This window comes from Streptomyces sp. NPDC107654 (assembly GCF_055639035.1).
Window position 1 is genome coordinate 469,791 of record NZ_JBVKBI010000003.1, and the last position, 22,700, is coordinate 492,490.

Sequence of the window (22,700 nt, forward strand, 5' to 3'; positions counted from 1 at the left end):
GGTGCGGGTAACCGAGTTTCCGACCGCCGGAGTTGACGACTGGAGGAGCGAATGACCCGGACCGTCCCGCGACTGCCGGAGTTGCTGCGCACCGCCCGGATGCGGCGGCCGGCCGAGCGGGTCCGCCCGCGACTGCCGGAGTCGCTGCGCGCCGGCCGGAGGCGGCAGACCGCCGAACCGGTCCCACCCGGTCCCGCGCGGCACGCGCTGCCGCTTCCCGTCCGGCTGCTGGCGGTGCTGGCGGCGTTCGCGGCGATGGTGGTGTTCGCCGTCGTCCTGGCCCGCATCACGCTGCAGCCGTCGCCCGCGTCGGTGTCGTTGACGCACAGCAACCTGCACCCGGGCCGCTCGGTGCACGCCTATCTGGCGCAGGCGTCGGCACGCGACGCCATCCGGCAGCTCGGCGGGAACCTGCTGCTCGGCGTGCCGTTCGGGGTGCTCGTGCCGGTCCTCGCGCCGCGCGCCCGGGGTGCGTTCCAGGTGCTGGGGCTGACCGCCCTGGTGATGCTGATGGTGGAGCTGGTCCAGGGGGCGGTGGTCACCGGGCGGGCCTTCGACATCGACGATGTCATCCTCAACACGGCCGGGGCGCTGCTGGGTTGGCTGCTGCTGGGGCGGCGGTTCGGGCGAGGGGTGCACCGGCGGGTGCGGGAACCGGCGGCCGAGTGATCGTCGGCACCAGGTCCGTACCAGAGTATTGACGCCCCCTTATCTCACTCCTTAAATCAAGAGGCACACAGCTCCCGCCCCCACACCGAACGGAGAGCCATGGCCTCCCCGCGCCTGCTCCGCAGATGCCTCTTCGCCGCACTGTCCGCCGCCCTGGTCGGCTCGGTCGCCGTCGGCCCGGCCCGGGCCGCCCACGCCGCCACCCCGGCGGCAGCGGCCGTCACCACCTTCTCCGACACCTTCGACGGGCCCGCCGGCGCCGCGGTCGACGCCTCGAAGTGGACTCTGGAGACCGGGGACAACGTCAACAACCACGAGCGGCAGTACTACACGTCCGGCACGAAGAACGCCGCCCTGGACGGCCAGGGCCACCTGGTGATCACGGCCCGGAAGGAGAACCCCGCCGGCTACCAGTGCTGGTACGGCAGCTGCCAGTACACCTCGGCCCGGCTGAACACGGCCGGGAAGTTCACCGCCCAGTACGGCCATGTCGAGGCCCGGATGAAGATCCCGCGCGGGCAGGGCATGTGGCCCGCGTTCTGGATGCTCGGCACGCCGGTCAACTGGCCGGACTCCGGCGAGATCGACGTGATGGAGAACGTCGGATTTGAACCCTCGACGGTGCACGGCACCATCCACGGCCCCGGCTACTCCGGCTCGGGCGGCATAGGCGCCGGCTACACCCTGCCCAACGGGCAGGCCTTCGCGGACGCCTTCCACACCTTCGCCGTCGACTGGGCGCCCGACTCGATCACCTGGTCCGTGGACGGGAACGTCTACCAGCGCCGCACCCCCGCCGACCTGGGCGGGAAGACCTGGGTCTACAACAAGCCGTTCTTCCTGATCCTGAACCTCGCGGTCGGCGGCTACTGGCCCGGCGACCCGGACGGCTCGACGCAGTTCCCGCAGACGCTGGTGGTGGACTCGGTGTCGGTGACCACCAGCGGCAGCGCCGCCGGTGTGCCGATCCGGGGGCTCGCGGGCAAGTGCGTGGACGTGGCCGGCGCGAACCCCGCGAACGGCACCCCGGTCCAGCTCTACGACTGCAACGGCACGGGCGCGCAGTCCTGGACCGTCGGTTCGGACGGCACGCTGCGGGCGCTCGGCAAGTGCCTGGACGTCACGGGCAACGGCACGGCGGACGGCTCCACCGTCCAGCTGTGGGACTGCACCGGCGGCCCCAACCAGAAGTGGACCGTCACCGGGGCGCGCGACATCGTCAACCCGCAGGCGGACAAGTGCCTGGACGTCACCGGCAACAACGCGGCCAACGGGACACGGCTGCAGATCCGGACCTGCACGGGCGGCGCCAACCAGAAGTGGACGGTGGGCTGAGCCGGACGTGCCGGCCGGTCAGTGCAGCGTCCAGGTGTACTTGTCCCCGCCCACGAAGCGGACCGCGTCCGGGTCGTCGAGGTCGTGGATGGGGATGCCGTAGGCGGCAGCCGTCTCCAGCACGTCGGTGACGGTCCTGGCCTGACCGACCACCTGGCCGTCGATCTCCATGATCCGGAAGGGCGGCTCGCCGTGCCTGCCCGGGCACACCCCGAGGACCAGGATCCGCGGCTGGGAGATGTGGGGAGCTGCTTGTTCGGTCATGCAATCGAGGGTAGAACGCCACCCGCGCCGACGGGGCGTCCACCCGGAGCGTTCAGCGCACCGGCTCAGGGGCGGCGCCAGTCGTCGCTGGTCAGGTGGGAGCCGGCCTGCGGACCCATACGGAGCATGCCGCCGTCGACGCTCCAGGAGGCGCCGGTGACGTAGGAGGCGTCGGGGCTCGCGAGGAACGCGATCACCGCGGCGACCTCGCGAGCGTCGCCGGGGCGGCCGAGCGGCACGCCGGGGCGGCGCTCGGTGTGGACGTCGGTGTCCTCCTGACCGGTCATCGGGGTGGCGATCTCGCCCGGCGCGACCGCGTTCACCGTGATGCCGTGCTCGGCCAGCTCCAGGGCCATCACCTGGGTGAGCAGGCCGAGGCCGCCCTTGGCCGCGCAGTACGGGGCCGCGCCCACCCGGGGCTGGTGCTCGTGCACGGAGGTGACGTTGACGATCCGGCCGCCCTCCCCCTGCCGGATCATCTGCCGGGCGGCCCGCTGCCCCAGCAGGAACGGGCCGACGAGGTCGACGTCCAGGACCCGGCGCACGTCGGTCAGGGTCAGGTCCAGGTACGGGGTCATGGTGCCCGTACCGGCGTTGTTGACCAGGACGTCGACCCGGCCGAGCTCGGCGCACAGCTCGTCCACGGTGTCGGCGGCCTCGGGCAGCCGGGTGAGGTCCAGCCGGGCCACGGCGGCGCGGCGGCCGGCGCGGCGGACCTCTTCCGCGGTCTCCTCGGCGCCCTTCTCGTCCGCGTGCCAGGTGATGCCGACGTCCAGGCCCGCCTCGGCCAGGCGTACGGCGGTGGCCCGGCCGATGCCGGAGTCCGAACCGGTGACGATCGCTGCGCGGGGCATGGCCGACCTCCTCGTGTGAGCGTGGGCATCGCAGTACCCGGGGGCGCGGGCGGCAAACGGGGTCACCGAGAGGGACGGGGCGCGGGTGCGGGTGGCCGGTCCCCGGGCGGTTCCCCGCGCCCTCCGGGGCGTCTGGTGCGACCTTGGTGTGCATGGACCCCGTCGCCGCTCTCGACCGGATCGCCTTCCTTCTGGAGCGGGCGCTCGCGCCCACCTACCGGGTACGGGCCTTCCGCACCGCTTCCCGGACGCTGGCCGCACTGCCCGGGGGCGAGGTGGCCGAGCGGGCCGCGTCCGGGACGCTGGAGTCGCTCAAGGGGGTCGGGCCGAAGACCGCGCAGGTGGTGCGGGAGGCGCTGGCCGGGGAGGTGCCCGCGTACCTGCGCAGGCTGGAGGAGGAGGCGGGGGTGTCGGCCGGTGCCGAGGGCGCCGGTGCCGGGCTGCGGGCGATGGTCCGCGGGGACTGCCACACGCACTCCGACTGGTCCGACGGGGGCAGCCCGATCGAGGAGATGGGGCGGGCGGCGGCCGGGCTGGGGCATGAGTGGACCGCGCTCACCGACCACTCGCCCCGGCTGACCGTGGCCCGCGGGCTGTCGCCGGAGCGGCTGCGGGAGCAGCTCGCGGTGGTGGCGGAGCTGAACGCGCGGTGGGCGCCGTTCCGGCTGCTCACCGGCATCGAGTGCGACATCCTGGAGGACGGCTCGCTGGACCAGGAACCCGAGCTGCTGGAGCAGCTGGACGTGGTCGTGGTGTCGGTCCACTCCAAACTCCGGATGGACGCGCGGTCGATGACCCGCCGGATGGTGGCCGCCGTACGCGATCCGCACGCCGACGTCCTCGGGCACTGCACCGGACGCCTGGTCACGGGCCGGGGGCGGCCGGAGTCGCAGTTCGACGCGGACGAGGTCTTCGCCGCGTGCGCCGAGTCGGACACCGCCGTGGAGATCAACAGCCGTCCGGAACGGCTGGACCCGCCGCGGCGGCTGCTGCGCCGGGCGGTGGAGGCGGGCGTGCTGTTCTCGGTCGACACCGACGCGCACGCGCCCGGCCAGCTGGACTGGCAGATCCTCGGCTGCGCCCGGGCCGAGGAGTGCGGGGTGCCGCCCGAGCGGGTGGTGACCACCTGGTCGGCCGAGGAGCTGCTGGGCTGGACCCGTGAGGGGCGGCTGCCGGCGCGCGTGGCGGGGGCCGGGCGTGGTACCCGGAGCGGAAGCTGACAGATGCCCACAGGGCTGAGAAAGGACCTGGGATGGACCGTGCCGCCGTGTTCGACGTCGACGGAACCCTCGTCGACACCAATCACCTGCATGTCGTCACCTGGTGGGAGGCGTTCCGGCAGGCGGGGCACGACGTCCCCATGCACGCCGTGCACCGGGCCGTCGGGCTCGGCTCCACCGACCTGGTCGCCCATCTGCTCGGCGACGACCGGGACCGGGACCAGGACGAACGGCTGAGCGCGGCGCACAAGGCGCTGTACGGGCAGTACTTCGACCGGCTCCCCGCGCTTCCGGGCGCCGGGGAACTGCTGCGGCGGCTGCACGGGAACGGCTGGACGGTGGTCCTCGCCACCTCGGCGAGCGGTGCGGAGCTGGGCGCGCTGCGCCGGGCGATCGACGCGGACGACGCCATCACGGCCACGGCGAGCGCGGACGACGTGACGCAGGGCAAACCGGCCCCGGAGCCCGTGGAACACGCGCTGGAGCTGGCCGGGGTGCCGGCCTCGCGGGCGGTGTTCGTCGGGGACACCGTGTGGGACATGCGGGCGGGCAGCAAGGCGGGGGTGCGCTGTGTGGGGGTGCTGTGCGGCGGGATCCCGCGCGCCGACCTGGAGGAGGCCGGGGCGGAGACGGTGTACGCCGACCCCGCCGACCTCCTCGCGCGGCTGGACGGCAGCCCGCTGGGCTGAGCGGTGCGCGTGGTGACGGAGGTCACGTGCCGGGGTGGAACACCCGGATGTGGTTGCCCGTTGAACCAACCGTGGGTGTGGATGGGACAGTGTCCCCGGGCCTCACCTTCTGCCCACAGGGACGATCGTTCGGCTGAAGCCCTGTGGAGCGTCTCGCCGAGAGGCGACCGCCATCCGCGCCCACCACCTGACCGCCCCGGTCGTGATTCCCCCGTCACGGCCGGGGCTTTCCTCTGCCGGCCGACCGTCGCCACCGCCCGTTGCCTGCTGCCCGCTGTCGGCTGTCGGCTGCCCGGGGGGTGCCGCGTGTGCGGGCCCGGCCGCCGGGTACCCGGCCGCTCCGCGGCCTCCGCCGATGCCGACGAGAGGAGCCGAAGGTGAGCAGCTCAGCGGGCAGCAGAGTGGTCGTGACAGGCGCCACCGGCAATGTCGGGACGAGTGTGGTGCGTCTGCTCTCGGAGGATCCCGGTGTGAAGTCGGTGCGGGGACTGGCCCGGCGGACGCCCCGGTGGTCTCCGCCGAAGACCGAGTGGTCCGCCGTCGACCTGGGCTCGGACGAGGACAACCTCGCCGAGCGGTTCGAAGGTGCCGACGCCGTGATCCACCTGGCCTGGGCGTTCCAGCCGACGCACGATCCGGCCACCACCTGGCGGACCAATGTGCTCGGCAGCATCCGGGTCTTCGAGGCGGTCGCCGCGGCTCGGGTGCCGGTGCTGGTGCACGCGTCCTCCGTCGGGGCGTACTCGCCGGGCCCGAAGGACCGGCCGGTGGACGAGTCCTGGCCGACCCACGGCTGGCCGGATGCCGCGTACTGCCGGGAGAAGGCCTATCTGGAGCGCACGCTGGACGTGTTCGAACGGGACCACCCGGAGGTGCGGGTGGTCCGGATGCGCCCGGCGTTCCTGTTCAAGTGGGAGTCGGCGAGCGAGCAGCGGCGGATCTTCGGCGGGCGGTTCCTGCCCGGCCCGCTGGCCCGGCCGGAGCTGCTGCCGTTCCTGCCGGACATCCCGGGACTGAGGGTCCAGGCGCTGCACACGGACGACGCGGCCGAGGCCTACCGGCTCGCGGTGCGCACGGACGGCGCCCGGGGCGCCTTCAACCTGGCCGCCGATCCCCCGCTCGACGCGGGGGTCCTCGCCGAGCTGCTCGGCTCCCGGCCGTTGCGGCTGCCGCGCACGGCGGCCCGCTCGGCGATCGCCGCCGCGTGGGGGCTGCACCTGCTGCCCGCCTCCCCCCACCTGTTCGACGCGGTGCTGCGGCTGCCCCTGATGGACTGCGCACGGGCCCGCGCCGAGCTGGGCTGGGAACCCCGGCGCACGGCGACCGAGGTGTTCCAGGAGTTCCTGGACGGACTGCAGAAGGGTGGCGGAATGGAGACCGAGCCGATGCGCGGACGGAAGGTCGGCTGAGCCGGGAAGGACATGCCGGCTCGGCCGAGGCGGAAGCGTCGGTTCAGTCGTCAGTCGAGGGAGGAACGGAGAACGTCATGTCTGTGCAGAAACCCGGGTCCGGATCCGGGCCCCGGCCGGTCCCCCGGGACATGCCCGACCAGCAGGCCCGTACCGAGGATGACCCGTGGGACGTCTCCCCCGCACGCCCGGGGGACGACGAACCGGACGAGGACGCCGTACCGGACACGGACGAGGCCGGCACCGGCCCCCGCGGCTCCCCCCGGAGCGGCACGGTCCACCCGGAACATCCGGGTCCGGACGAGCCGCCGGCCTGAGCGGCGCCTTCCCGCGGGGCGGCCCGTCGGTCCGAACCAGGGAAGACGCCCCGCCCGGCGAGGACGAGGGCGCCCCACTCAGCGGGGGCGCCCAGCTCGGCGAGGATGCCGAGCTCAGCGGGGAGCCCGGTCCTGGAGGGCGGTCCGCCAGGCGGGGAGGCGGGGCTCGGTGGTGGGCTCGGGGCGGCGGCCGCCGGCGGCGAAGAACTCGGCCAGAGGGAGGATCGCCGCTCCGACCGTGACCGCGTCCGGGCCGAGCCGGCCGAGGTCGATGGTGACCTTGTCGGCCGGGTGCCGCAGGGCGTACGTGGCCGCGTGCCGGCGTACGGAGGGCAGGAAGCGGGTGCCCAGCTGGAGGCCCGCCCAGCCGCCGATCAGGATCCGCTCCGGCTGGAAGAGGTTGATCAGGTCGGACAGGCCGGCACCCAGGTACTCCGCGGTCTCCTCCAGGACGGCCAGCGCGACCGGGTCGGCCGTACCGCCTTCGGGCGGGTACGCGGCGGCGAGCATCGCGGTGAGCGCGGTCTCCTCGTCGGTGCCCTCGGGCGGCCGGCCGCCCTCCTCGCGCCAGCGGGCGAGCAGCGACTCCGCGCCCGCGTAGGCCTCCAGGCAGCCCGGCGCGCCGCAGCGGCAGCGGCGCCCGCGCACCCGGACCGTCAGATGCCCCCACTCCACGGCGCGCCCGTGCTCCACCTCCGGTGTGACAAGGCAGGCACCGACACCGGAGCCGAAGAGCACGACCACGGCGTTGCGGGCGCCGCGCCCGGCGCCGAACCACATCTCGGCCTGGCCGAGGGTCTTGGCGCCGTTGTCGATGAAGTACGGCACCCCGTCCGGGAGCGGGGAGGCCGAGCGGAGCAGCTGCTCCAGCGGGACCGCGTCCCAGCCGATGGTCTGCCCGTGGACGACGGCGCCCCGGTCCGGGGTCCGTTCCACGATGCCCGGGACGCCGACCCCCACACCGAGCAGCCGCCCCGGGTCGGCCTGTTCGGCGGTGAGGACCTCGGCGACGCCGTCGCGGATGTGGCCGGCGATCACGTCGACGTCGTAGCCCTGGGGGGTCAACGGCCTCTCCACACGGGCCAGTTCGGTGAGGGCCAGGTCGAACAGCTCCACCCGGACGCGGGTCTCGCCGACGTCGACGCCGATCATCTGGCCGCTGCCCGGGGCGGCCCGCAGCAGGGTGCGGGGGCGGCCGCCGTCGGAGTCGACGCTGCCGGCCTCCTCGACCAGTCCGTCGGCGATCAGGTCCGCGACCACGTTGCTGACCGAACCCGAGCTGAGTCCGGTGGCCGGCCCCAGCTCGAACCGGCTGAGCGGTCCGTCGAAGTACAGCCGCTGGAGCACGGCCGTACGGTTGCCTCGTCTCAGGTCGCGTACCGTGCGCCCGTTGCGCCCCGCCATGTGGCTCCCTTCACGAACCGTGCCCGACCTGCAACATACCCCTTCGGGCAGCCGGAACGCGACATTCTGCCAACCCTTAGTTCACGCTATGAGCTAAGGCGGAGACGTTTGCGGTCCCTCCAGCGCGGCGACCAGCTCCGGCGCGACCGTCTCCCAGGTCCGCCGCGGCCGGTCCGCGTCGACCGCCCGGGGCACCGTCTCGGCCGACGGCCTCGCCGGAGTCGGCCCATCCCGTGCCCCCTCCCCGGCGCCGGCTCAGCCCGCCGCGTACACGTCCTCCACGTAACGCCCGTCCGCCACCAGCGCGTCGAGCCACCGCTCGGCCGCCGCCCGGTCGGCGCCGGGGGTGTGTTCCCGGTACAGGGTACGGAAGGCCTCGCGGACGCCGGGGGCCATGCGGGCGCCGTCGCCGCAGACGTACACCCGGGCGCCCGCGGTCAGCAGCCGCCACACCTCGTCCCCCTCGGCGGCGATCCGGTGCTGCACGAAGGCGGCCCCGTTCTCCGGGGCGGCGCTGAAGGCCGGGCGCAGGGACACCGCTCCGGCCCGCTCGGCGGCCGTCAGCTCCTCGGCGTGCAGGTAGTCGGCGCCGGGCGCGTCACAGCCGAAGTAGAGCAGTGCCGCGGGGAGCTCGGCGCCTGCCCGGCGGGCGGCGAGGCGGTCGGCGACGGTGCCGCGGAACGGGGCGAGCCCGGTGCCCGCCGCGACCATCACGACCGGCGTCGAGCCGTCGATCCGGAACGCCTCGCGGCAGGGCTGGACGCGGGCGTACACGGTGTCGCCGGGGCGCAGGGAGGCGAGGTGGCCGGAACCGGTGCCCCGGTAGCGGCCCTTGCCCGAGCGGGCCGGTGCGTCGAGCACGGACACCATGAGGTCGGCGTGGCGCGGATCGGCCGCCGGCGCCGAGGAGATCGAGTAATGGCGGGGCCGCAGCGGGGTCAGCAGGTCGAGCAGGAGCGGCCAGCCGAGGGCGCCGCGCAGGGCGGGGTGGTCCTCGGCGAGTTCGACCAGGGTGCGCGGATCGTCGCCGGTCAGGGCGGCGAGAGCGGCACGCTCGGGCGGGCAGGGGTTGGCCTCGGCGAGGAGGGTCCGCTGCCGTTCGGTCGGCCGTTCCTGCAACTCGACGTGGTGCGTGAGCAGTTCGCGCACGGTCAGCGGGCGGTCGACGGCGAGGCCGTCGCGGCGCGGACGGCCGGCCCGGATGTCCAGGACGGCGTCGGCGTCGAGGCCGAAGGCGGCCACCGCCCGGTCCACCGACTGCGGGGCGTTGGCGGGCAGCACGGTCAGGTGGTCGGCGGTGCGGTACGTGACGCCCTCGGGCAGCGCGATGCGCAGGAACCGCTTGGTGCGGGGGTGGTCCGGGGCGGTGAGGTCGTACGCCTCGGTGACCTTCATCGGGACCAGACCGTGCCGCTCGGCGAGGGCGTCCAGCGGGCCTCCGGTCAGGGTGCGCACCGTGTAGGCGTGGGCGGGCTCGGCGGGGTTGTCGTCGCCGGCGTCCGGGTCGCCGTACTCCGTCAGCAGCGCGGTGCGCAGCCGGGTCGTGAACTCCCCGACCGTGCCGGTGAGATCGCCGGAGGCGTCCGCGGCGGCGCGCTCGGTGAGCCGGGTGGCGCCGAGTTCGGCGAGGCGGGCATCGACGCGGGTCGGGACCTGCTGGTAGGTGGCGGCCCAGTTGCGGTCGCCGACGCCGAGGACGGCGTAGGTCACACCGGTCAGGTCGGGGGTGCCGTCGAGCCAGGCGGTGAAGGCGACGGCGTCGTCGGTGGGGCGGCCGTTGTAGGAGGCCGCGGTGATGACGACGGGCCGGTCCGTGGGCAGGCCGTCCGCGTACGCGTCCAGCGCGGCGACCTCGGTGGCGCAGCCCACGGCCGCGGCCTCGTCGGCGAGCCGGGCGGCGAAGTCCCGGCAGGTGCCGTAGTTGCTGCCGTGCAGGAAGAGGGCGCGGGTGCCGGGGCGGACGCGGGCCGGGAGGGCGTCCGGGGCGGGGGTGCCGGCGGCCGGCGCGAGGGCGGCGCCGGGCAGGGGGGCGTGCACGCGGTCGGCGGGGGTGCGCGGGGCGAGCGTGAGGGTGAAGCCCTCGGGCTTGAGGGTGAGAGTCTCCTTCACGGTGAGCCGGTAGCCGGCGTGGTCGTGCAGCCGGTAGCGGTGGACCAGCAGGGCGAGCAGCATGGTCGCCTCGTGCAGCGCGAACTGCCGTCCGATGCAGGCGCGTTCACCGGTGCCGAACGGCTTGAAGGCGTGCACCGGGCGGGCCGCCTCGGCCTCGGGGGTGAACCGCTCGGGGTCGAACAGCTCCGGGTTGTCGCCCCACACCGCCTGGCGGTGGAGCATCGGCGCGAGCACGGTGACGGCCTGTCCGGCGCGCAGCGGGATCCGGCCGCCGAGCAGGGTGTCCTCGCGAGCGTGCCGGCTGAACGCGGCGGCCGTCGGCCACAGCCGCAGCGCCTCGTTCAGTACCTGGCGGGTGTAGGTGAGCCGGCCGATGTCCTCGTACGTCGGCTCGGGGTCGGGGGTGTCGCCCCACAGCGCGTCGGCCTCGCGCTGCACGAGCCGGAGGACGGCGGGGTGCTTGGCGAGGTGGTACAGGGCGAAGGACATCGCGCCGGAGGTGGTCTCGTGCCCGGCGATCAGGAAGGTGATGACCTGGTTGCGGATGTTGGCCGGGTCCAGGGTGGTGCCGTCGGCGGGGTGCGGGGCACTGAGCATGAGCCCGAGCAGGTCGTCGGCGCCGCTCTGGTCGGTGCCGGTGCGGGCGGCGATCACGTCGTCCACGACCCGGGCGAGGTAGTCGGCGTCCCGGCGGAAGGCCGCGTCGGCCGCGGAGTGGTCCGCGTCCGGGGTGCGGGCCAGGCGGGTCATGCTCCACTCCAGGCAGCGGACCATCGACTCCACGAAGGGATGCGGCTCGTCGCGCTCGAAGGAGCCGAAGTCGTAGTCGAACCCGGCCAGCCCGATGGTGTCGAGGGTCATCCGGGTCATGTCGTCGGGCACGTCGACGGGCCGGCCGTCCCGCGCCGCACGGTCCCAGGAGTCGATGAGCCGCCGGGCCACCTTCAGCATCACGGGGTGGTAGGTGCGCATGGAGCCGAGCGCGAAGGCGGGCATCAGGATGTCGTGCGCCCTGGCCCAGTTGGGCTCGTCGTTGTACGCCGTGAACAGGCCGTCGGCGGCGAACTCGCGCACGTTCTCCAGGGCGGGCCCGACGTGCTTGGCGAAGCGCTCCTCGTCGGCCAGGTCGGCGACCAGGTCGGCGTCGGCGACGAACATCGCGTCCCGGCCGTGCAGCCGGCGCACCAGCACCGGCCCGTGCTCCCGCATCAGCCCCATGATCTGCTGGATCGGGGTGCGGCCGGGACCGGTGGCGGTGATGTCGACGACGGGGACGCCGGCCAGGGGTGCGGCCGGTGCGGGGTGCAGTGCGGTGGGGGGCATGGCGCGACAACTGCCTTTCGCGGTAGCGGACTACTGCGTCCAGGGTGGTCGACGGGCGGCCGGCGGCCGTGCCACGGCACTACACGTTCGTGCAGTGGAAAGTCGGCGCCGGGGCTTGCGCGGGCCGCCCGCGCGGCGCCGGAGGCGTTTGCGCCGCGCCGGAGCCGTTTGTGCCGCGCCGGAGCCGTTTGCGCCGCGCCGCGGCTGAGCGCGGCCTCGGCATCCGCCCGGCTGACGACCGGAGACGCCGGGTGCCGCGGCGGGACGTCGCTCGGGGGGCATCGCTCGGCGGGGGCGTCACTCGACGGTTCGTCATCCACGGTTCGTCGCCCGGCGGGGCCATCGTTCGACAGTTCGTCACCCGGCGGGTCGTCGCCCTGTGCGCCGCACGGGGGCCGGGACCGGCTCCGCCGCCTCCCGCAGTGTCCTGCTCCGCGCGGCCGGACGGCTACCGGCGATGGTCACGGAGCGCCGGGCCCGGCCTCCCGCGGCACCCGCTCCCCCCGAGCTCCCGCCCCTCCGGATCCCGCTCCCCCACTGTCCCGCTCCCCCGAGTTCGCGCCCCCGAATGTCCCACCCCTCCGGCTCTACTCCCCCGAGTTGCCGCTGACCTGCCGTTTCCTCTTGGATGGCAGTCGGCCGGTGGACCGGGAGGTGCCATGGAAACGGGTGGGGCCGACGCGGTGGTGTGGCGCAACCGTGCGCTGATGCTGTTCGACCGGGTGGCGGTGCCGGTGGCGGTGTGCGATGTGTACGGCCAGGTGGTGCTGGCGAACCCGGCGATGGCCGCGGAGTGCGGTACGACCCCGGGCCGGCTGCGCGGCCGGCACGTGCTGGAGCTGTTCCGGCCGCAGGAGGCCGGGCAGGTGGAGCGGATCGCCGAGGCGCTGCGGTTGCGGCACCGCTCCCGCTACCAGGTGTCGGTGTGCTGGCCGGCGCCCGGCGGGGGCGAGCGGTACGGGGAGCTGACGGCGGATCCGGTGAGCGACACCGTGGAGGAGACACCGGCGCTGCTGGTGATGCTGCGGGTGGGTGGCGAGCAGTCCGCTCCGGGCCCGGAGCCGGTGCGGACCACGGAGGTGGAGCGGCGGGTGCTGGCCCTGCTGGCGGGCGGCGCGACCACTGCCCGCGCCGCCCGCGAACTGGGTCTGACCAGGGACGGCGTCACCTATCACCTGCGCCGGCTGTCGGCCCGCTGGGGCGCCGCCAACCGCACCGAGCTGGTCGCCCGCGCCTATGCCCTGGGCGTGCTGGCGCCGGGCGTGTGGCCACCGGAGCCGCAGGTCACCCAGAGGTCGTAGGTGGCGTGGGGGGCCAGAAAATTCATTCGCCCGCCCTTCCGTTGGCTAAATAAGATAGCCGCGAGCCTAGAGACCCTAGGTTTTGTTCCTCGACTCCGGAAGGACTCCCCATGGAACCGCTCACCGAGCAGGACATCCGCACCTCGTTCGTCAACTGTTCGAAGGGTGAGGCCAAGCGGCTGGCCGTCCCGCGTGATCTCGGTGAACGCCCCTGGGACGACCTGGACTTCCTCGGTTGGCGCGATCCCGGCGCCCCGGACCGCAGCTATCTGGTCACCGAGCGGGACGGCCGGCTCACCGGCGTCGCCCTGCGCTTCCCCGCCTCCCAGCGCGGCTTCCTGCACCGCAGCATGTGTTCGGTGTGCCTGACCACGCATCCCGGCGGCGGGGTGTCCCTGATGACCGCGCGGAAGGCGGGCGCGGCGGGCCGCGAGGGCAACTCGGTCGGGCTGTACATGTGCACGGACCTCGCGTGTTCGCTGTACGTGCGCGGCAGGAAGATCCCCGAGTCCGGCGCCCGGTTCGAGGAGAGCCTGACCCTGGAGGAGCAGATCGCCCGCACGCGCGGCAATCTCTCGGCCTTCCTCGACAAGCTGTACGCGTAAGCACCTGGCCCGAAACAGACGGAAACAAACGGAATCAGTCCGCAAACGGCCACGTTCGTTGCCCCCGAGGATGGGGAACAGGCCAAGGGATGCACGACGTACAGAAATGGACCGCGGGGCTCCTGCGTCTGGCGCAACGCCGCCGGGAGCCGGTGGTCGTCCAGACGCTGCGGTCGGCCGCGGCGGCGACGGTCGCCTACGTCATCGCGCTCCGGCTGAGTCCCGAGCCCGCCCCGCTCACCGCACCGCTGACCGCGCTGCTGGTCGTCCAGGTGACCTTCTACGCCACCCTCACCAACGGCATCCGCCGGGTGAACGCGGTGGTCGCGGGTGTGCTGGTCGCCATCGCCTTCAGTGTGCTGGTGGGCCTGACCTGGTGGAGCCTCGCTCTGCTGATCGTCGCCGCACTCGCCGTCGGGCACCTGGTGCGCGTCGACGAGTACGTGGCCGAGGTGGCGATCAGCGCCATGCTGGTGCTCGGGGTGACCACGGTCGGGTTCACGGCGTGGGCGCGCATCGTGGAGACGCTGATCGGCGCGGTCGTCGGCACCGCCTGCAACCTGCTGCTCCCGCCCCCGGTGTGGGTGGACGCGGCCGGCCGGTCCATCGAGGACCTGGCCCGGCGGGTGCGGCAGCTGATGCTGCGGATGGGTGAGGAGGCCGCCGGCCGGATCCCGTGGCAGCAGGCCGCCGAGCGGCTGCACGAGGCACGCCGGCTCGACCACGACATCGTTCAGGTGGACGCGTCACTGCGACAGGCCGAGGACAGCCTGCGGCTCAATCCCCGGGTGAAGGAGGGGCTGCTGCACCGGGTGGTGCTGCGCACCGGTCTGGACACGCTGGAGATCTGCACGGTGGTGCTGCGGGTGCTGGCCCGCTCCTTCACGGACCTGGCGAAGGCCCGCGGGTCCGAGGAGCTGTTCCCGCCCCGGGTGGGGGCGACCGTGGAGCAGTTGCTGTCGGAGATCGCCGACGCCATCGTCAGCTTCGCCGTTCTGGTGACCACCCATCTGAGCGAGAACGCCGAGTCGGCGGAGGAGCGGCTGAGTGCCGAACTGCGCACGGCGGCCGGCACCCGGGACCGGCTGGCCGAGCTGCTCCAGGAGGAGATCCGCAAGGACTGGGCGCACTGGCAGCTGCTCGGCGCCGTGCTGACCGAGACCACCCGGATCATCGACGAGCTCAACACCGAGCACCGCGCCCGCCGCCTGCTGGAGGAGCTGGACCGGGTCTCGCGCGGACAGCGGACCAAGCTGCCCCGGCTGGCCTGGCTGCGCGACCGGCTGGGGGTGCATGAGGAGCTGTGGCGGAACCGCGCGGGGTTCGGCGAGCGTTATCGCTGAGAGAGCCGCCGGGGCGGGCCGGCGTCGAGGGCGAGGGAGCGTGCGGATGACCGGTGGCGGAGTCCGGATCGACGGGAACACACTGCGGCTGCCCGGCGGGGTGGCGGTGCGGTTCGTCCGCACGCTGCGCCTGCCGGAGAGCGGCACCCATCCGCTGCCGCCGGGCCTGGGCGAGTTCCCGGTCCGCCGGGTGGCCGACCACGCCGACCGGGTGCCGGAGCGGATGCGGGCGCGGGGCGGCGTGATGCTGCCGGTGTACCTGCGCGAGGCGATGTGGCTGAACTTCGGGGGCACGGCGGAGCCGGCCGCCCTCCAGGTCGGCGTGGGCAAGGTGTGCGCGGTCTCCGGCAAGCCGTGGCACGACCGGCTGTCCCGACGGCCGCAGAACTACGTGGTGCTGCCCCGCCAGCCGTGGCTGGACGGCATCAACTCCGGCAGGGGCACGGTCCGCCAGTTCGTGGCCGTCCCGCTGGGGCTGGGCGCCACCGTCGAGGGACAGGTCACCGGCGAGGAGGTGTGGGGCGGGGTCCAGCTCCAGTCGTTCCCGCTGCGGGAGGAGGCCCTCGCCGAGTGGCGGCGCCGGGAGCGGGAGCGTGCGCGGGCACTGCGGCAGGGCCCCTCCGGTCCGCCCGGCGGCTACGGCGGCTACGGGGCGCCCGGCGGGTTCGGCGCAGCGCCGCCCATGGCCGCGGCGGCCCCCGGCGGAGCGCCGCCGCCCCCGCCCGCCGCGCCGTTCGGCGCCCCCGCGTCCTTCGGCGCCCCCGGTTCCCCGGCGTCCGCTCCCCCGTCGGCCGCTCCCCGGCGCGCCGCGGCCATGGGGCTCGGCGCGGGCGGCTCGATGCGGCAGGAGGTCTACCGGGACGACCGGCCGCTCGACGACTGGTCCGAGGAGCCGGCCGGGCGGGTCTTCGTGCACCTGGTCACGCCCCCGGAGTGGCGCCGGATCACCGGCGAGGAGCCCCCGCCGTCGCCGGTGGACCGGGCCGCGTACACCCGGGCGGGCCTGCCCTGGTACGACTACTACGACGAGGACGCCGAGGACCTCGCCCCCGCGGACCCCCTGGAGGCGGTCAAGCCGGTCGGCGAGTGGCTCGGGGACGACCTGGACCCCTGGCAGGCGCCGTCCGCCGGGCAGGTGGCACCGCTCAAGGACGCCCCGGGCAAGCCGGTGGAGGACGGGGAGTGGTGACCCCGCCGGTACCGACCCCGGTACCGGCGCCGGTATCCGTGCCGGCACCACCGCCGCCGCCGCGCCCCTCGCATCCGCCGGTTGCAGCATACGCAACACCCGTTGCCGGGCTTGCCCTTGGCGGTGTGCGCGGGCCAAGGTGGCTGTCACGAGGGGGGCGACCGACGACCTGAGGTGCGGCATGGACACGGAGGCACGGACGGCGGGCGAGGGGGCTTCCCCGGCCCGGCGGGAGCGCGGGCGCGGCGGCTGGACCAGACGGCGGTTCGTCGGGGCGGTGGCCGGCACGGCGGCCGTCGTGGCGGTGCCGTCCCCGGCGGCCCCGCCGGCGGACCGCGCGGCCCCCGAGAGCCGTCCGGACGCGGCCCCGCCGTCCCGCAGGCCCTCCGGTCCACGCCCGCTGTACGTGGGCACCTACACCTCCGTCGACGGCGGCGGCACCGGCATCGGTCTCGCGTCGTACGACCCCGGGTCGGGCCGGATCACCGGGGCGGGCACGCTCGGCGGGGTCCCCGACCCGTCGTATCTCGCCGTGCACCCCGACGGCCGCACGCTGTACGCGGTGGACGAGCGGCAGGGCGGCGGGGTGACGGCCGTACGCCTGGCGGACCGGCGGGTCCTCGGCACCCGGAGCACCGGCGGCGCCGGACCCTGTCATCTGTCGGTGCACCCGAGCGGGCGCTGGCTGCTGAGCGCCAACTATGGTTCGGGCAGTGTCGCCGTGCACCCGGTCGACGCCACGGGCGCCCTCGGCGAGCGAAGCGACCTGGTCACGCACGATGCTCCGCCGCCCGGTCCCGGACAGCAGGGCCCGCACGCCCACCAGATCCTCACGAGTCCCGACGGCGGGCACGTCCTCGCCGTGGACCTCGGCACCGACACCGTCTACACCTACCGCCTCGACCAGGCGAAGGGCACGCTCACCGAGGTCGCGCGGGCGCACGCCCGGCCCGGTGCGGGGCCGCGCCACCTGACCTTCCATCCGGGCGGCCGGTGCGCCTATCTGGCCAACGAGGTGGACGACACCGTCACCGTGTGCGGCTACGACCCGGGCACCGGACGCCTGACGATCGGCGAGCCGCAGCCCACCGGATCACGGGGCGGGACGAACTACCCGGCGCAGGTCCTGGTGACGGCGGACGGCCGGTACGCCTTCCTCGCCAACCGGGGCCACAACAGCCTCGCCCGCTACGCCGTCGAGGCGGGCGGCGCCGGACTGCGGCTGCTCGGCACGGTGCCGGTGGGCGGGGACTTCCCGCGGCAGATCGCGTTCGCGCCGGACGGCCGGCTGCTGTTCGCGGCGAACCAGCGCTCCGGCACGGTCACCGTGTTCCGCGTCGACCCCGGCAGCGGCGGGCTCCGCCTGACCGGCGAGCCGTTCGCGTCACCCGTCGCCGTCTGCGCGCTGCCGCTGTAGCGCGCGGGGACAGGCGGCCGCACCGGCCTGGGCCAGCAGGGCGTGGACGCGCTCGGTGAGCTGGGCGACGTCGTCGGCGGGCGTGTGGAAGGACAGCCGTACGTCGCCGTGGGCGCGGGTGCGTTCGATGCGCAGGGTCAGTCCGTGCCGGTCGACGGCGAGCGGCGCCACCCGGGTCGCGGCGTGCAGGCTCTCGGGCCGGACCAGGCGGGTGAGGCGCTCGACGGCGTCCGGGTGGGCGTCGGCGAGGTGGGTGAGCAGCCGGGCCTCGGCGCCGGCGAGGGGGTCGGGCCGGGCGGCGGCGAACTCGTCCGGGTCCACCACCACGGCTCCGGAGGACCGGCGCAGCACCACGCGGGTGGGCTGGAAGAGGAGGGTGCCCTCGGACGGGGTGAGCCGTCCGGAGAGCCAGAGCCGGGCGCGGACGCGGTGGCGCACCGGTACGGGGGCGACGTCGGCGAACTCCAGCAGGGCGGGGGGCTCCTGGCGGGGGGCGCACAGGACCGCGCCGTACAGGGCGCTGTCGTCGGGCACCGCCAGCCGCACCGCGCCGTCCTCGGTCACGGAGTGCGCGCCGACGTACTCCTCGCGGGCGCCGTCCGCGGTCACCGCGCACGACCACGCGGTGGCCAGCACCGAGCGCGCCCGTTCCGCCGCGCCGGGCGCGGCCGTCCAGTCCTGGGTGTCACCCATCCCGACCTCCTAAGGTAAGCCTTGCCTAACTTATCGGAGATCCGGGTGCACGCCAACCACGCCCCGCGGGGCGGACGGTCACGACGACATTCGCGACGGGCCTACGGCAGGACGCCCAGCAGCGCCCGGGCGCACAGGTCGCGCACCTGCTCGCGGTTCAACTCACCCTCCCCGCGCAGCCATTCGAGGCACACCGCGGTGGTGAAGGCGAGCCAGCCGCGCACCGCCAGCCGCACCCGGGGAGCGGTCTGGACGACGGGACCGAACTCGGGGTCGGCGGCGAGCGCGGACAGGATCTGCTTCTCCTGCGCCGCCAGGGCCCGCTGGTAGACCCGGCGCACGGCCTGGTCGCCGGCCGCGTCGGCCCGGTGGAAGGCGCGGAAGCCGTGGGCGTGGGCCTGGACGTAGCCGAGGTAGACGTCGAGGCCGGCGGCTAGCTGCTCGCGCACCGGGATCCCGGGCTCGGCCGCCGTCATGCGCAGCATGCGCGCGCTCTCCCGCTCGACCACGGCGGCGAAGAAGTCCCGCTTGGTCGGGAAGTAGTGGTACAGCAGCCCGCGCGACACCCCGGCGATCTCGGCGACCTGCTCGATCCACACCTCGTCGTAGGGGCTCTCCGAGAACAGCTTCGCGCCGACCGACAGCAGCTGCTCACGGCGTTCCCCGGTGCTGAGTCTGCGCCGGGCACGCTCCCCCTGGTTCGCGGGCATGGCGTCACTTTACTTGACGCGGATTCAACAAGGGGACCACACTGAACCGCGTTATTGAACCCACGTACAACACGCGCGCGCCGCTGCTTCAACCGTCCGCTGGATCAAGGGAGATCGCGTCATGGCGGGGACGACGGAGACCATGGGGACCGGGCTGCCGAGGGGTTTCCGGAGCGCCGAGCAGGGCTGGCCCGAGCTGCACCGCATCCCGCATCCGCCGCGCAGGCTGCCGCTGCTCGGCGATGTGCTCGGCGCCGACCGGCACCGGCCGCTGCAGGACTCGATGCGCTTCGCGCGCGAGCTGGGGCCGGTCTTCCGGCGCCGGGCGTTCGGCAAGGAGTTCGTGTTCGTCTGGGGGTCGCGGTACGTCGCCGACCTCGCCGACGAGTCCCGGTTCGCCAAGCACGTCGGCCTCGGTGTCGCCAACCTGCGGCCGCTGGCCGGCGACGGCCTGTTCACCGCCTACAACCACGAACCCAACTGGCAGCTGGCGCACGACGTGCTGGCGCCCGGGTTCGGCCGGGAGGCCATGGAGGGCTACCACGGCATGATGCTGGCCGTCGCCGGCCGGCTGACCGACCACTGGGACCGGCAGCTGGCGGCCGGGCGCACGGTGGACGTGCCCGGGGACATGACCAGGCTGACCCTGGAGACGATCGCGCGGACCGGATTCGGGCACGACTTCGGCTCCTTCGAGCGGGAGCGCCCGCACCCCTTCGTCACGGCGATGGTCGGCACGCTCGGCTACGCCCAGCGGCTGAACAGCGTGCCCGGCCCGCTGGCCCCGCTGCTGCTGCGGGCCGCCGCCCGGCGCAACGCGGCCGACATGGCGTACCTCGACCGCACGGTGGACGGCCTGGTCGCCGCCCGGCGCCGGTCCGGGGGCGGTGAGGGGGACCTGCTGGACCGCATGCTGGCGACCGCGCACCCGGAGACCGGGGAGCGGCTGTCGGCGGAGAACGTCCGCAAGCAGGTGATCACGTTCCTGGTCGCGGGCCACGAGACCACCTCGGGCGCGCTCTCCTTCGCCCTGTACCACCTCGCCCGGCACCCCGAGATCGCCGCCCGGGCCCGCGCCGAGGTGGACCGCGTCTGGGGCGACACCGAGCGGCCCGCCTACGACCGGATAGCCAAGCTGCGCTATGTCCGCCGGGTGCTGGACGAGTCGCTGCGGCTGTGGCCGACCGCGCCCGCCTTCGCCCGCGAGGCCCGCCGGGACACGGTCCTCGCCGGCGAGCACCCGATGCGCCGGGGCGCGTGGGCCATGGTGCTGACCCCGATGCTGCACCGCGAACCGGAGGTGTGGGGCGAGGACGCCGAGCGTTTCGACCCGGACCGCTTCACCGCGCCGGCCGTACGGGCCCGTCCCCCGCACGTGTTCAAGCCGTTCGGCACCGGCGCCCGGGCCTGCATCGGCCGCCAGTTCGCCCTGCACGAGGCGACCCTGGTCCTCGGACTGCTGCTGCGCCGCTACGACCTGTCGGCCGACCCCGGCTACCGCCTGAGAGTCACCGAACGACTGACGCTGATGCCGGAGGGGTTGCGACTGCGGCTGGAACGACGGCCGCAGCGCCCGGAAGGGACGCCGGCCGACACCGGCACGCGGCTCCACCGCACGGGCGCGACGCCCTCCTGACCCGCGAAGCGCACGGTCCGCCGCAGTCCCGGGCCGGTTACCGGCCGAACACCTCGAAGGCCACCGCCGGTGTGCCGCCGAAGCGCTCGCCGGTGGCGGTGGTGGTCTCCGTCAGGAAGTCACGGACGTAGACCTCCGGGTCCTGGTCGGTCAACGCCTCGATGTAGGTGCGGTGTTCGAGCAGCGAGCGCACCGCCCGGTCCAGGCCGGGTGTGGCGTCGACGGCGTGCGTGGGGCTGCTGGAACCGGCGACGGCCACCCAGCGGACGCCGTTCCAGGGCTCGAGGCCCTGCTCGGCGAGTTCCGGGAAGATCCAGCGGTTGCCGGCGTCGGACGCGGCGTCCAGGGTGGCGCGGCCGACGGCGACGTGGTCGGGGGTGTTCCAGGCGACCCCGCCCCAGGTGTCGCGGTGGTTGAGGGTGACGACGAGTTCGGGGCGGTGACGCCGTATCGCGGCGGCGATGTCGCGGCGCAGCGCGGTGCCGTACTCGATCACGCCGTCCCGGTGGTCGAGGAACTCCACCGTGGTGACGCCGACCACGGCGGCACTGGCCCGCTGCTCGCGCTCGCGCAGCGGGCCGCAGGCGGCGGGGTCCAGGGTGTCGATGCCCGCCTCGCCGCGGGTGGCCAGTACATAGGCGACCTCCCGGCCGGCGTCGGTCCAGGCGGCGACGGCCGCGGAGCAGCCGTACTCCAGGTCGTCGGGATGCGCCACCACGGCGAGGGCACGCCGCCAGTCGCCGGGCAGGGGATCGAGCTGAGTGATCTTGGACTCCGTCATGGGCGCACCCTATGCCGCCCTGTCCCCCGCGCAACTCCTTTCGCCGGCCGCCCGGTCCCCCGCGTACGTCACACCTCGTCGCGCACCAGCGCCAGCAGCCGGTCCAGCACCCGGGGCGCCACGCGCAGGCCGTCGTGCTCGTACTCGTTGGTGACCCAGGGACGCAGCCCGCGGATCGCGGCGGCGGTCTCCAGGGAATGTCCGGCGTCGACGAACATGTCGTCGTGGTAGACGGCCGCGGCGACGGGGACCTCGTTGACGGCGAGCCGGGACGGGTCGTACAGCGGGCGCCAGTCGGTGCGGGCTGCGAGCAGGTCGGCGGTCTCGCGCAGGGGCCGCAGGGCCGGGTCGGTCTCGAACATCCAGGGGTGGACCGTCTCGCCGGTGAAGAGCACGGGGCCGTCGCCGGTGAGCGCCTTGGCCGCGTCGAACCGGGGGAACTCGGCGCGGACGCGTTCGGCTGCCCAGGCGGTGGGGCGGGCGTCCTGGCCGTAGATGGTCTCGTGGACGAGGGCGTAGAGGGGGTGGCCGGCGTACGACAGGATGGACTGCGCCTGTTCCTGGAAGGCGTCGGACAGTTCGTGGCCGGCCGGCGTGCGGACGAAGGCGTCCTCCAGCAGGAGGTGCAGCCGGTGGCTGCCGTCGCTAGTGCCGAGCATCAGGCCGAGGGACTGGAAGGCCTCCACCGTGAAGCGGTAGCCGTTCGGCAGGACCACGTCGCGGGTGAGGAGATGGTCGGCGATGCGGCGGGCCCGTTCCACGTCCTGCGGGTAGCGGTCGTAGTGGGCTGCGACCTTGCGCTCGATGCGCGGGTAGGCGGCCCGGTAGACGTCGTCGGCGTGGGCGTGCAGGGAGGGCAGGCCGCCGGTGATGATCGCGGTGTGGACGCCCTCGGGGGCGAGGGAGAGGTACGACACCGTAGAGAAGCCGCCGAAGCTCTGGCCGAGCACGGTCCACGGGGCGCCGCCGGTGAGCCGCGGGCGGATGGCCTCGCAGTCGCGGACGATGGAGTCGGCGCGGAAGCGGGTGAGGTAGTCGGCCTGGGCGGCGGGGCCGCCGCGCAGCGGCAGGGTCTGCCGGGTGGCGGGCGTGGAGCGGCCGGTGCCGCGCTGGTCGAGCAGCAGGACGCGGTACTCCTTCAGGGCCCGGTCGAGCCAGGACTGACGGCCGACGAAACGATTCGCCCCGAAGCCGGGACCGCCCGTGAGGTACACCAGCCACGGCAGGTCCTGCCCCGCCTTGTCGCTCGCCACCGCCTCGCGGGCGTACAGCTCGATGGTCTCGCCCCCGGGGTCGGCGTGGTCGAGGGGCACGGTGAAGCGGTGGTCGGTGAGGACGACGCCGGGCTGACGGTAGCTGAGGCTCAACGGGTCTCCTGGGACGGACGGTCTGGGCGGGTCCCAGTTGAGCACATGAACGGGCGCGGGAG

At 74.4% G+C, this 22,700-nt stretch carries 20 protein-coding genes; 12 read left to right on the forward strand and 8 right to left on the reverse strand.

Translation table 11 applies throughout. From position 1 onward, the window contains the following. Positions 1-51: 51 nt before the first annotated feature. Together ACZ7N4_RS07970 and ACZ7N4_RS07975 are read left to right on the forward strand one after the other, a co-directional pair. Entirely contained in the window at positions 52-669 is a 618-nt protein-coding gene (locus ACZ7N4_RS07970) for a VanZ family protein (protein WP_471354987.1), read from the forward strand. Positions 670-768: 99 nt separating this feature from the next. Further along, on the forward strand, positions 769-2,004 hold the full coding sequence (locus ACZ7N4_RS07975; protein ID WP_471354989.1) for a ricin-type beta-trefoil lectin domain protein: 1,236 nt from the start codon (positions 769-771) through the stop codon (positions 2,002-2,004). An 18-nt stretch (positions 2,005-2,022) separates the two neighbouring features. Here ACZ7N4_RS07975 and ACZ7N4_RS07980 read toward each other — a convergent pair whose 3' ends face one another. Together ACZ7N4_RS07980 and ACZ7N4_RS07985 are read right to left on the reverse strand one after the other, a co-directional pair. Then, on the reverse strand, positions 2,023-2,268 hold the full coding sequence (locus ACZ7N4_RS07980; RefSeq protein ID WP_471354991.1) for a hypothetical protein: 246 nt from the start codon (positions 2,266-2,268) through the stop codon (positions 2,023-2,025). Between the two features lie 65 nt (positions 2,269-2,333). Further along, positions 2,334-3,122 (reverse strand): SDR family oxidoreductase, encoded by a 789-nt coding sequence (locus ACZ7N4_RS07985; protein WP_471354994.1) that lies wholly within the window; start codon positions 3,120-3,122, stop codon positions 2,334-2,336. Between the two features lie 152 nt (positions 3,123-3,274). Here ACZ7N4_RS07985 and ACZ7N4_RS07990 point away from each other — a divergent pair, with 152 nt between their 5' ends. The 4 genes from ACZ7N4_RS07990 (at position 3,275) to ACZ7N4_RS08005 (ending at position 6,757) form a co-directional block, all read left to right on the forward strand. Then, positions 3,275-4,342, forward strand: coding sequence for a PHP domain-containing protein (locus ACZ7N4_RS07990; RefSeq protein WP_471354996.1), 1,068 nt, complete (start codon positions 3,275-3,277; stop codon positions 4,340-4,342). 32 nt (positions 4,343-4,374) lie between these two features. Further along, positions 4,375-5,031, forward strand: coding sequence for an HAD family hydrolase (locus ACZ7N4_RS07995; protein ID WP_471354998.1), 657 nt, complete (start codon positions 4,375-4,377; stop codon positions 5,029-5,031). A 377-nt stretch (positions 5,032-5,408) separates the two neighbouring features. Continuing rightward, positions 5,409-6,440: an SDR family oxidoreductase gene (locus ACZ7N4_RS08000; protein ID WP_471355000.1), complete on the forward strand. Its 1,032-nt coding sequence runs from the start codon at positions 5,409-5,411 to the stop codon at positions 6,438-6,440. A 77-nt stretch (positions 6,441-6,517) separates the two neighbouring features. Beyond that, positions 6,518-6,757, forward strand: coding sequence for a hypothetical protein (locus ACZ7N4_RS08005; RefSeq protein WP_471355002.1), 240 nt, complete (start codon positions 6,518-6,520; stop codon positions 6,755-6,757). Positions 6,758-6,871: 114 nt separating this feature from the next. On the opposite strand, the gene ACZ7N4_RS08010 is transcribed toward ACZ7N4_RS08005, so the two are convergent. Together ACZ7N4_RS08010 and ACZ7N4_RS08015 are read right to left on the reverse strand one after the other, a co-directional pair. Continuing rightward, the gene (locus ACZ7N4_RS08010; protein ID WP_471355004.1) at positions 6,872-8,161 is read right to left on the reverse strand and encodes an ROK family protein; all 1,290 of its coding nucleotides are present in this window, start codon (positions 8,159-8,161) and stop codon (positions 6,872-6,874) included. A 255-nt stretch (positions 8,162-8,416) separates the two neighbouring features. Then, positions 8,417-11,596 carry a bifunctional cytochrome P450/NADPH--P450 reductase gene (locus ACZ7N4_RS08015; RefSeq protein ID WP_471355007.1) on the reverse strand — a complete coding sequence of 1,060 codons (3,180 nt, stop codon included), beginning with the start codon at positions 11,594-11,596 and terminating at the stop codon, positions 8,417-8,419. A gap of 659 nt (positions 11,597-12,255) precedes the next feature. Between ACZ7N4_RS08015 and ACZ7N4_RS08020 the strand changes: the two genes are divergently transcribed. The 5 genes from ACZ7N4_RS08020 (at position 12,256) to ACZ7N4_RS08040 (ending at position 17,451) form a co-directional block, all read left to right on the forward strand. Beyond that, positions 12,256-12,897: a PAS domain-containing protein gene (locus ACZ7N4_RS08020; protein ID WP_471355009.1), complete on the forward strand. Its 642-nt coding sequence runs from the start codon at positions 12,256-12,258 to the stop codon at positions 12,895-12,897. Positions 12,898-13,007: 110 nt separating this feature from the next. Beyond that, positions 13,008-13,502: an FBP domain-containing protein gene (locus tag ACZ7N4_RS08025; RefSeq protein ID WP_471355011.1), complete on the forward strand. Its 495-nt coding sequence runs from the start codon at positions 13,008-13,010 to the stop codon at positions 13,500-13,502. Between the two features lie 89 nt (positions 13,503-13,591). Next, positions 13,592-14,845, forward strand: a complete 1,254-nt coding sequence (locus tag ACZ7N4_RS08030; RefSeq protein WP_471355013.1) for an FUSC family protein — start codon at positions 13,592-13,594, stop codon at positions 14,843-14,845. A gap of 46 nt (positions 14,846-14,891) precedes the next feature. After that, positions 14,892-16,034 (forward strand): hypothetical protein, encoded by a 1,143-nt coding sequence (locus ACZ7N4_RS08035; protein ID WP_471355015.1) that lies wholly within the window; start codon positions 14,892-14,894, stop codon positions 16,032-16,034. A 181-nt stretch (positions 16,035-16,215) separates the two neighbouring features. Next, positions 16,216-17,451: a lactonase family protein gene (locus tag ACZ7N4_RS08040; RefSeq protein WP_471355017.1), complete on the forward strand. Its 1,236-nt coding sequence runs from the start codon at positions 16,216-16,218 to the stop codon at positions 17,449-17,451. Here the strand turns inward: ACZ7N4_RS08040 and ACZ7N4_RS08045 are convergent. Together ACZ7N4_RS08045 and ACZ7N4_RS08050 are read right to left on the reverse strand one after the other, a co-directional pair. Next, positions 17,419-18,144, reverse strand: coding sequence for a DUF2470 domain-containing protein (locus tag ACZ7N4_RS08045; protein WP_471355019.1), 726 nt, complete (start codon positions 18,142-18,144; stop codon positions 17,419-17,421). The two genes, ACZ7N4_RS08040 and ACZ7N4_RS08045, sit on opposite strands and share 33 nt — an antisense overlap. 101 nt (positions 18,145-18,245) lie before the next feature. Further along, entirely contained in the window at positions 18,246-18,854 is a 609-nt protein-coding gene (locus ACZ7N4_RS08050) for a TetR/AcrR family transcriptional regulator (RefSeq protein WP_471355021.1), read from the reverse strand. 121 nt (positions 18,855-18,975) lie between these two features. On the opposite strand from ACZ7N4_RS08050, the gene ACZ7N4_RS08055 reads away from it, so the two are divergent. Continuing rightward, complete coding sequence (locus ACZ7N4_RS08055; RefSeq protein ID WP_471355022.1) at positions 18,976-20,490, forward strand: cytochrome P450; 1,515 nt, start codon at positions 18,976-18,978, stop codon at positions 20,488-20,490. Between the two features lie 37 nt (positions 20,491-20,527). Here the strand turns inward: ACZ7N4_RS08055 and ACZ7N4_RS08060 are convergent, their stop codons facing one another. After that, positions 20,528-21,271: a PIG-L deacetylase family protein gene (locus tag ACZ7N4_RS08060; protein ID WP_471355024.1), complete on the reverse strand. Its 744-nt coding sequence runs from the start codon at positions 21,269-21,271 to the stop codon at positions 20,528-20,530. A 68-nt stretch (positions 21,272-21,339) separates the two neighbouring features. Further along, the gene (locus ACZ7N4_RS08065) at positions 21,340-22,638 is read right to left on the reverse strand and encodes an alpha/beta fold hydrolase (protein WP_471355026.1); all 1,299 of its coding nucleotides are present in this window, start codon (positions 22,636-22,638) and stop codon (positions 21,340-21,342) included. Positions 22,639-22,700 lie beyond the last annotated feature (62 nt).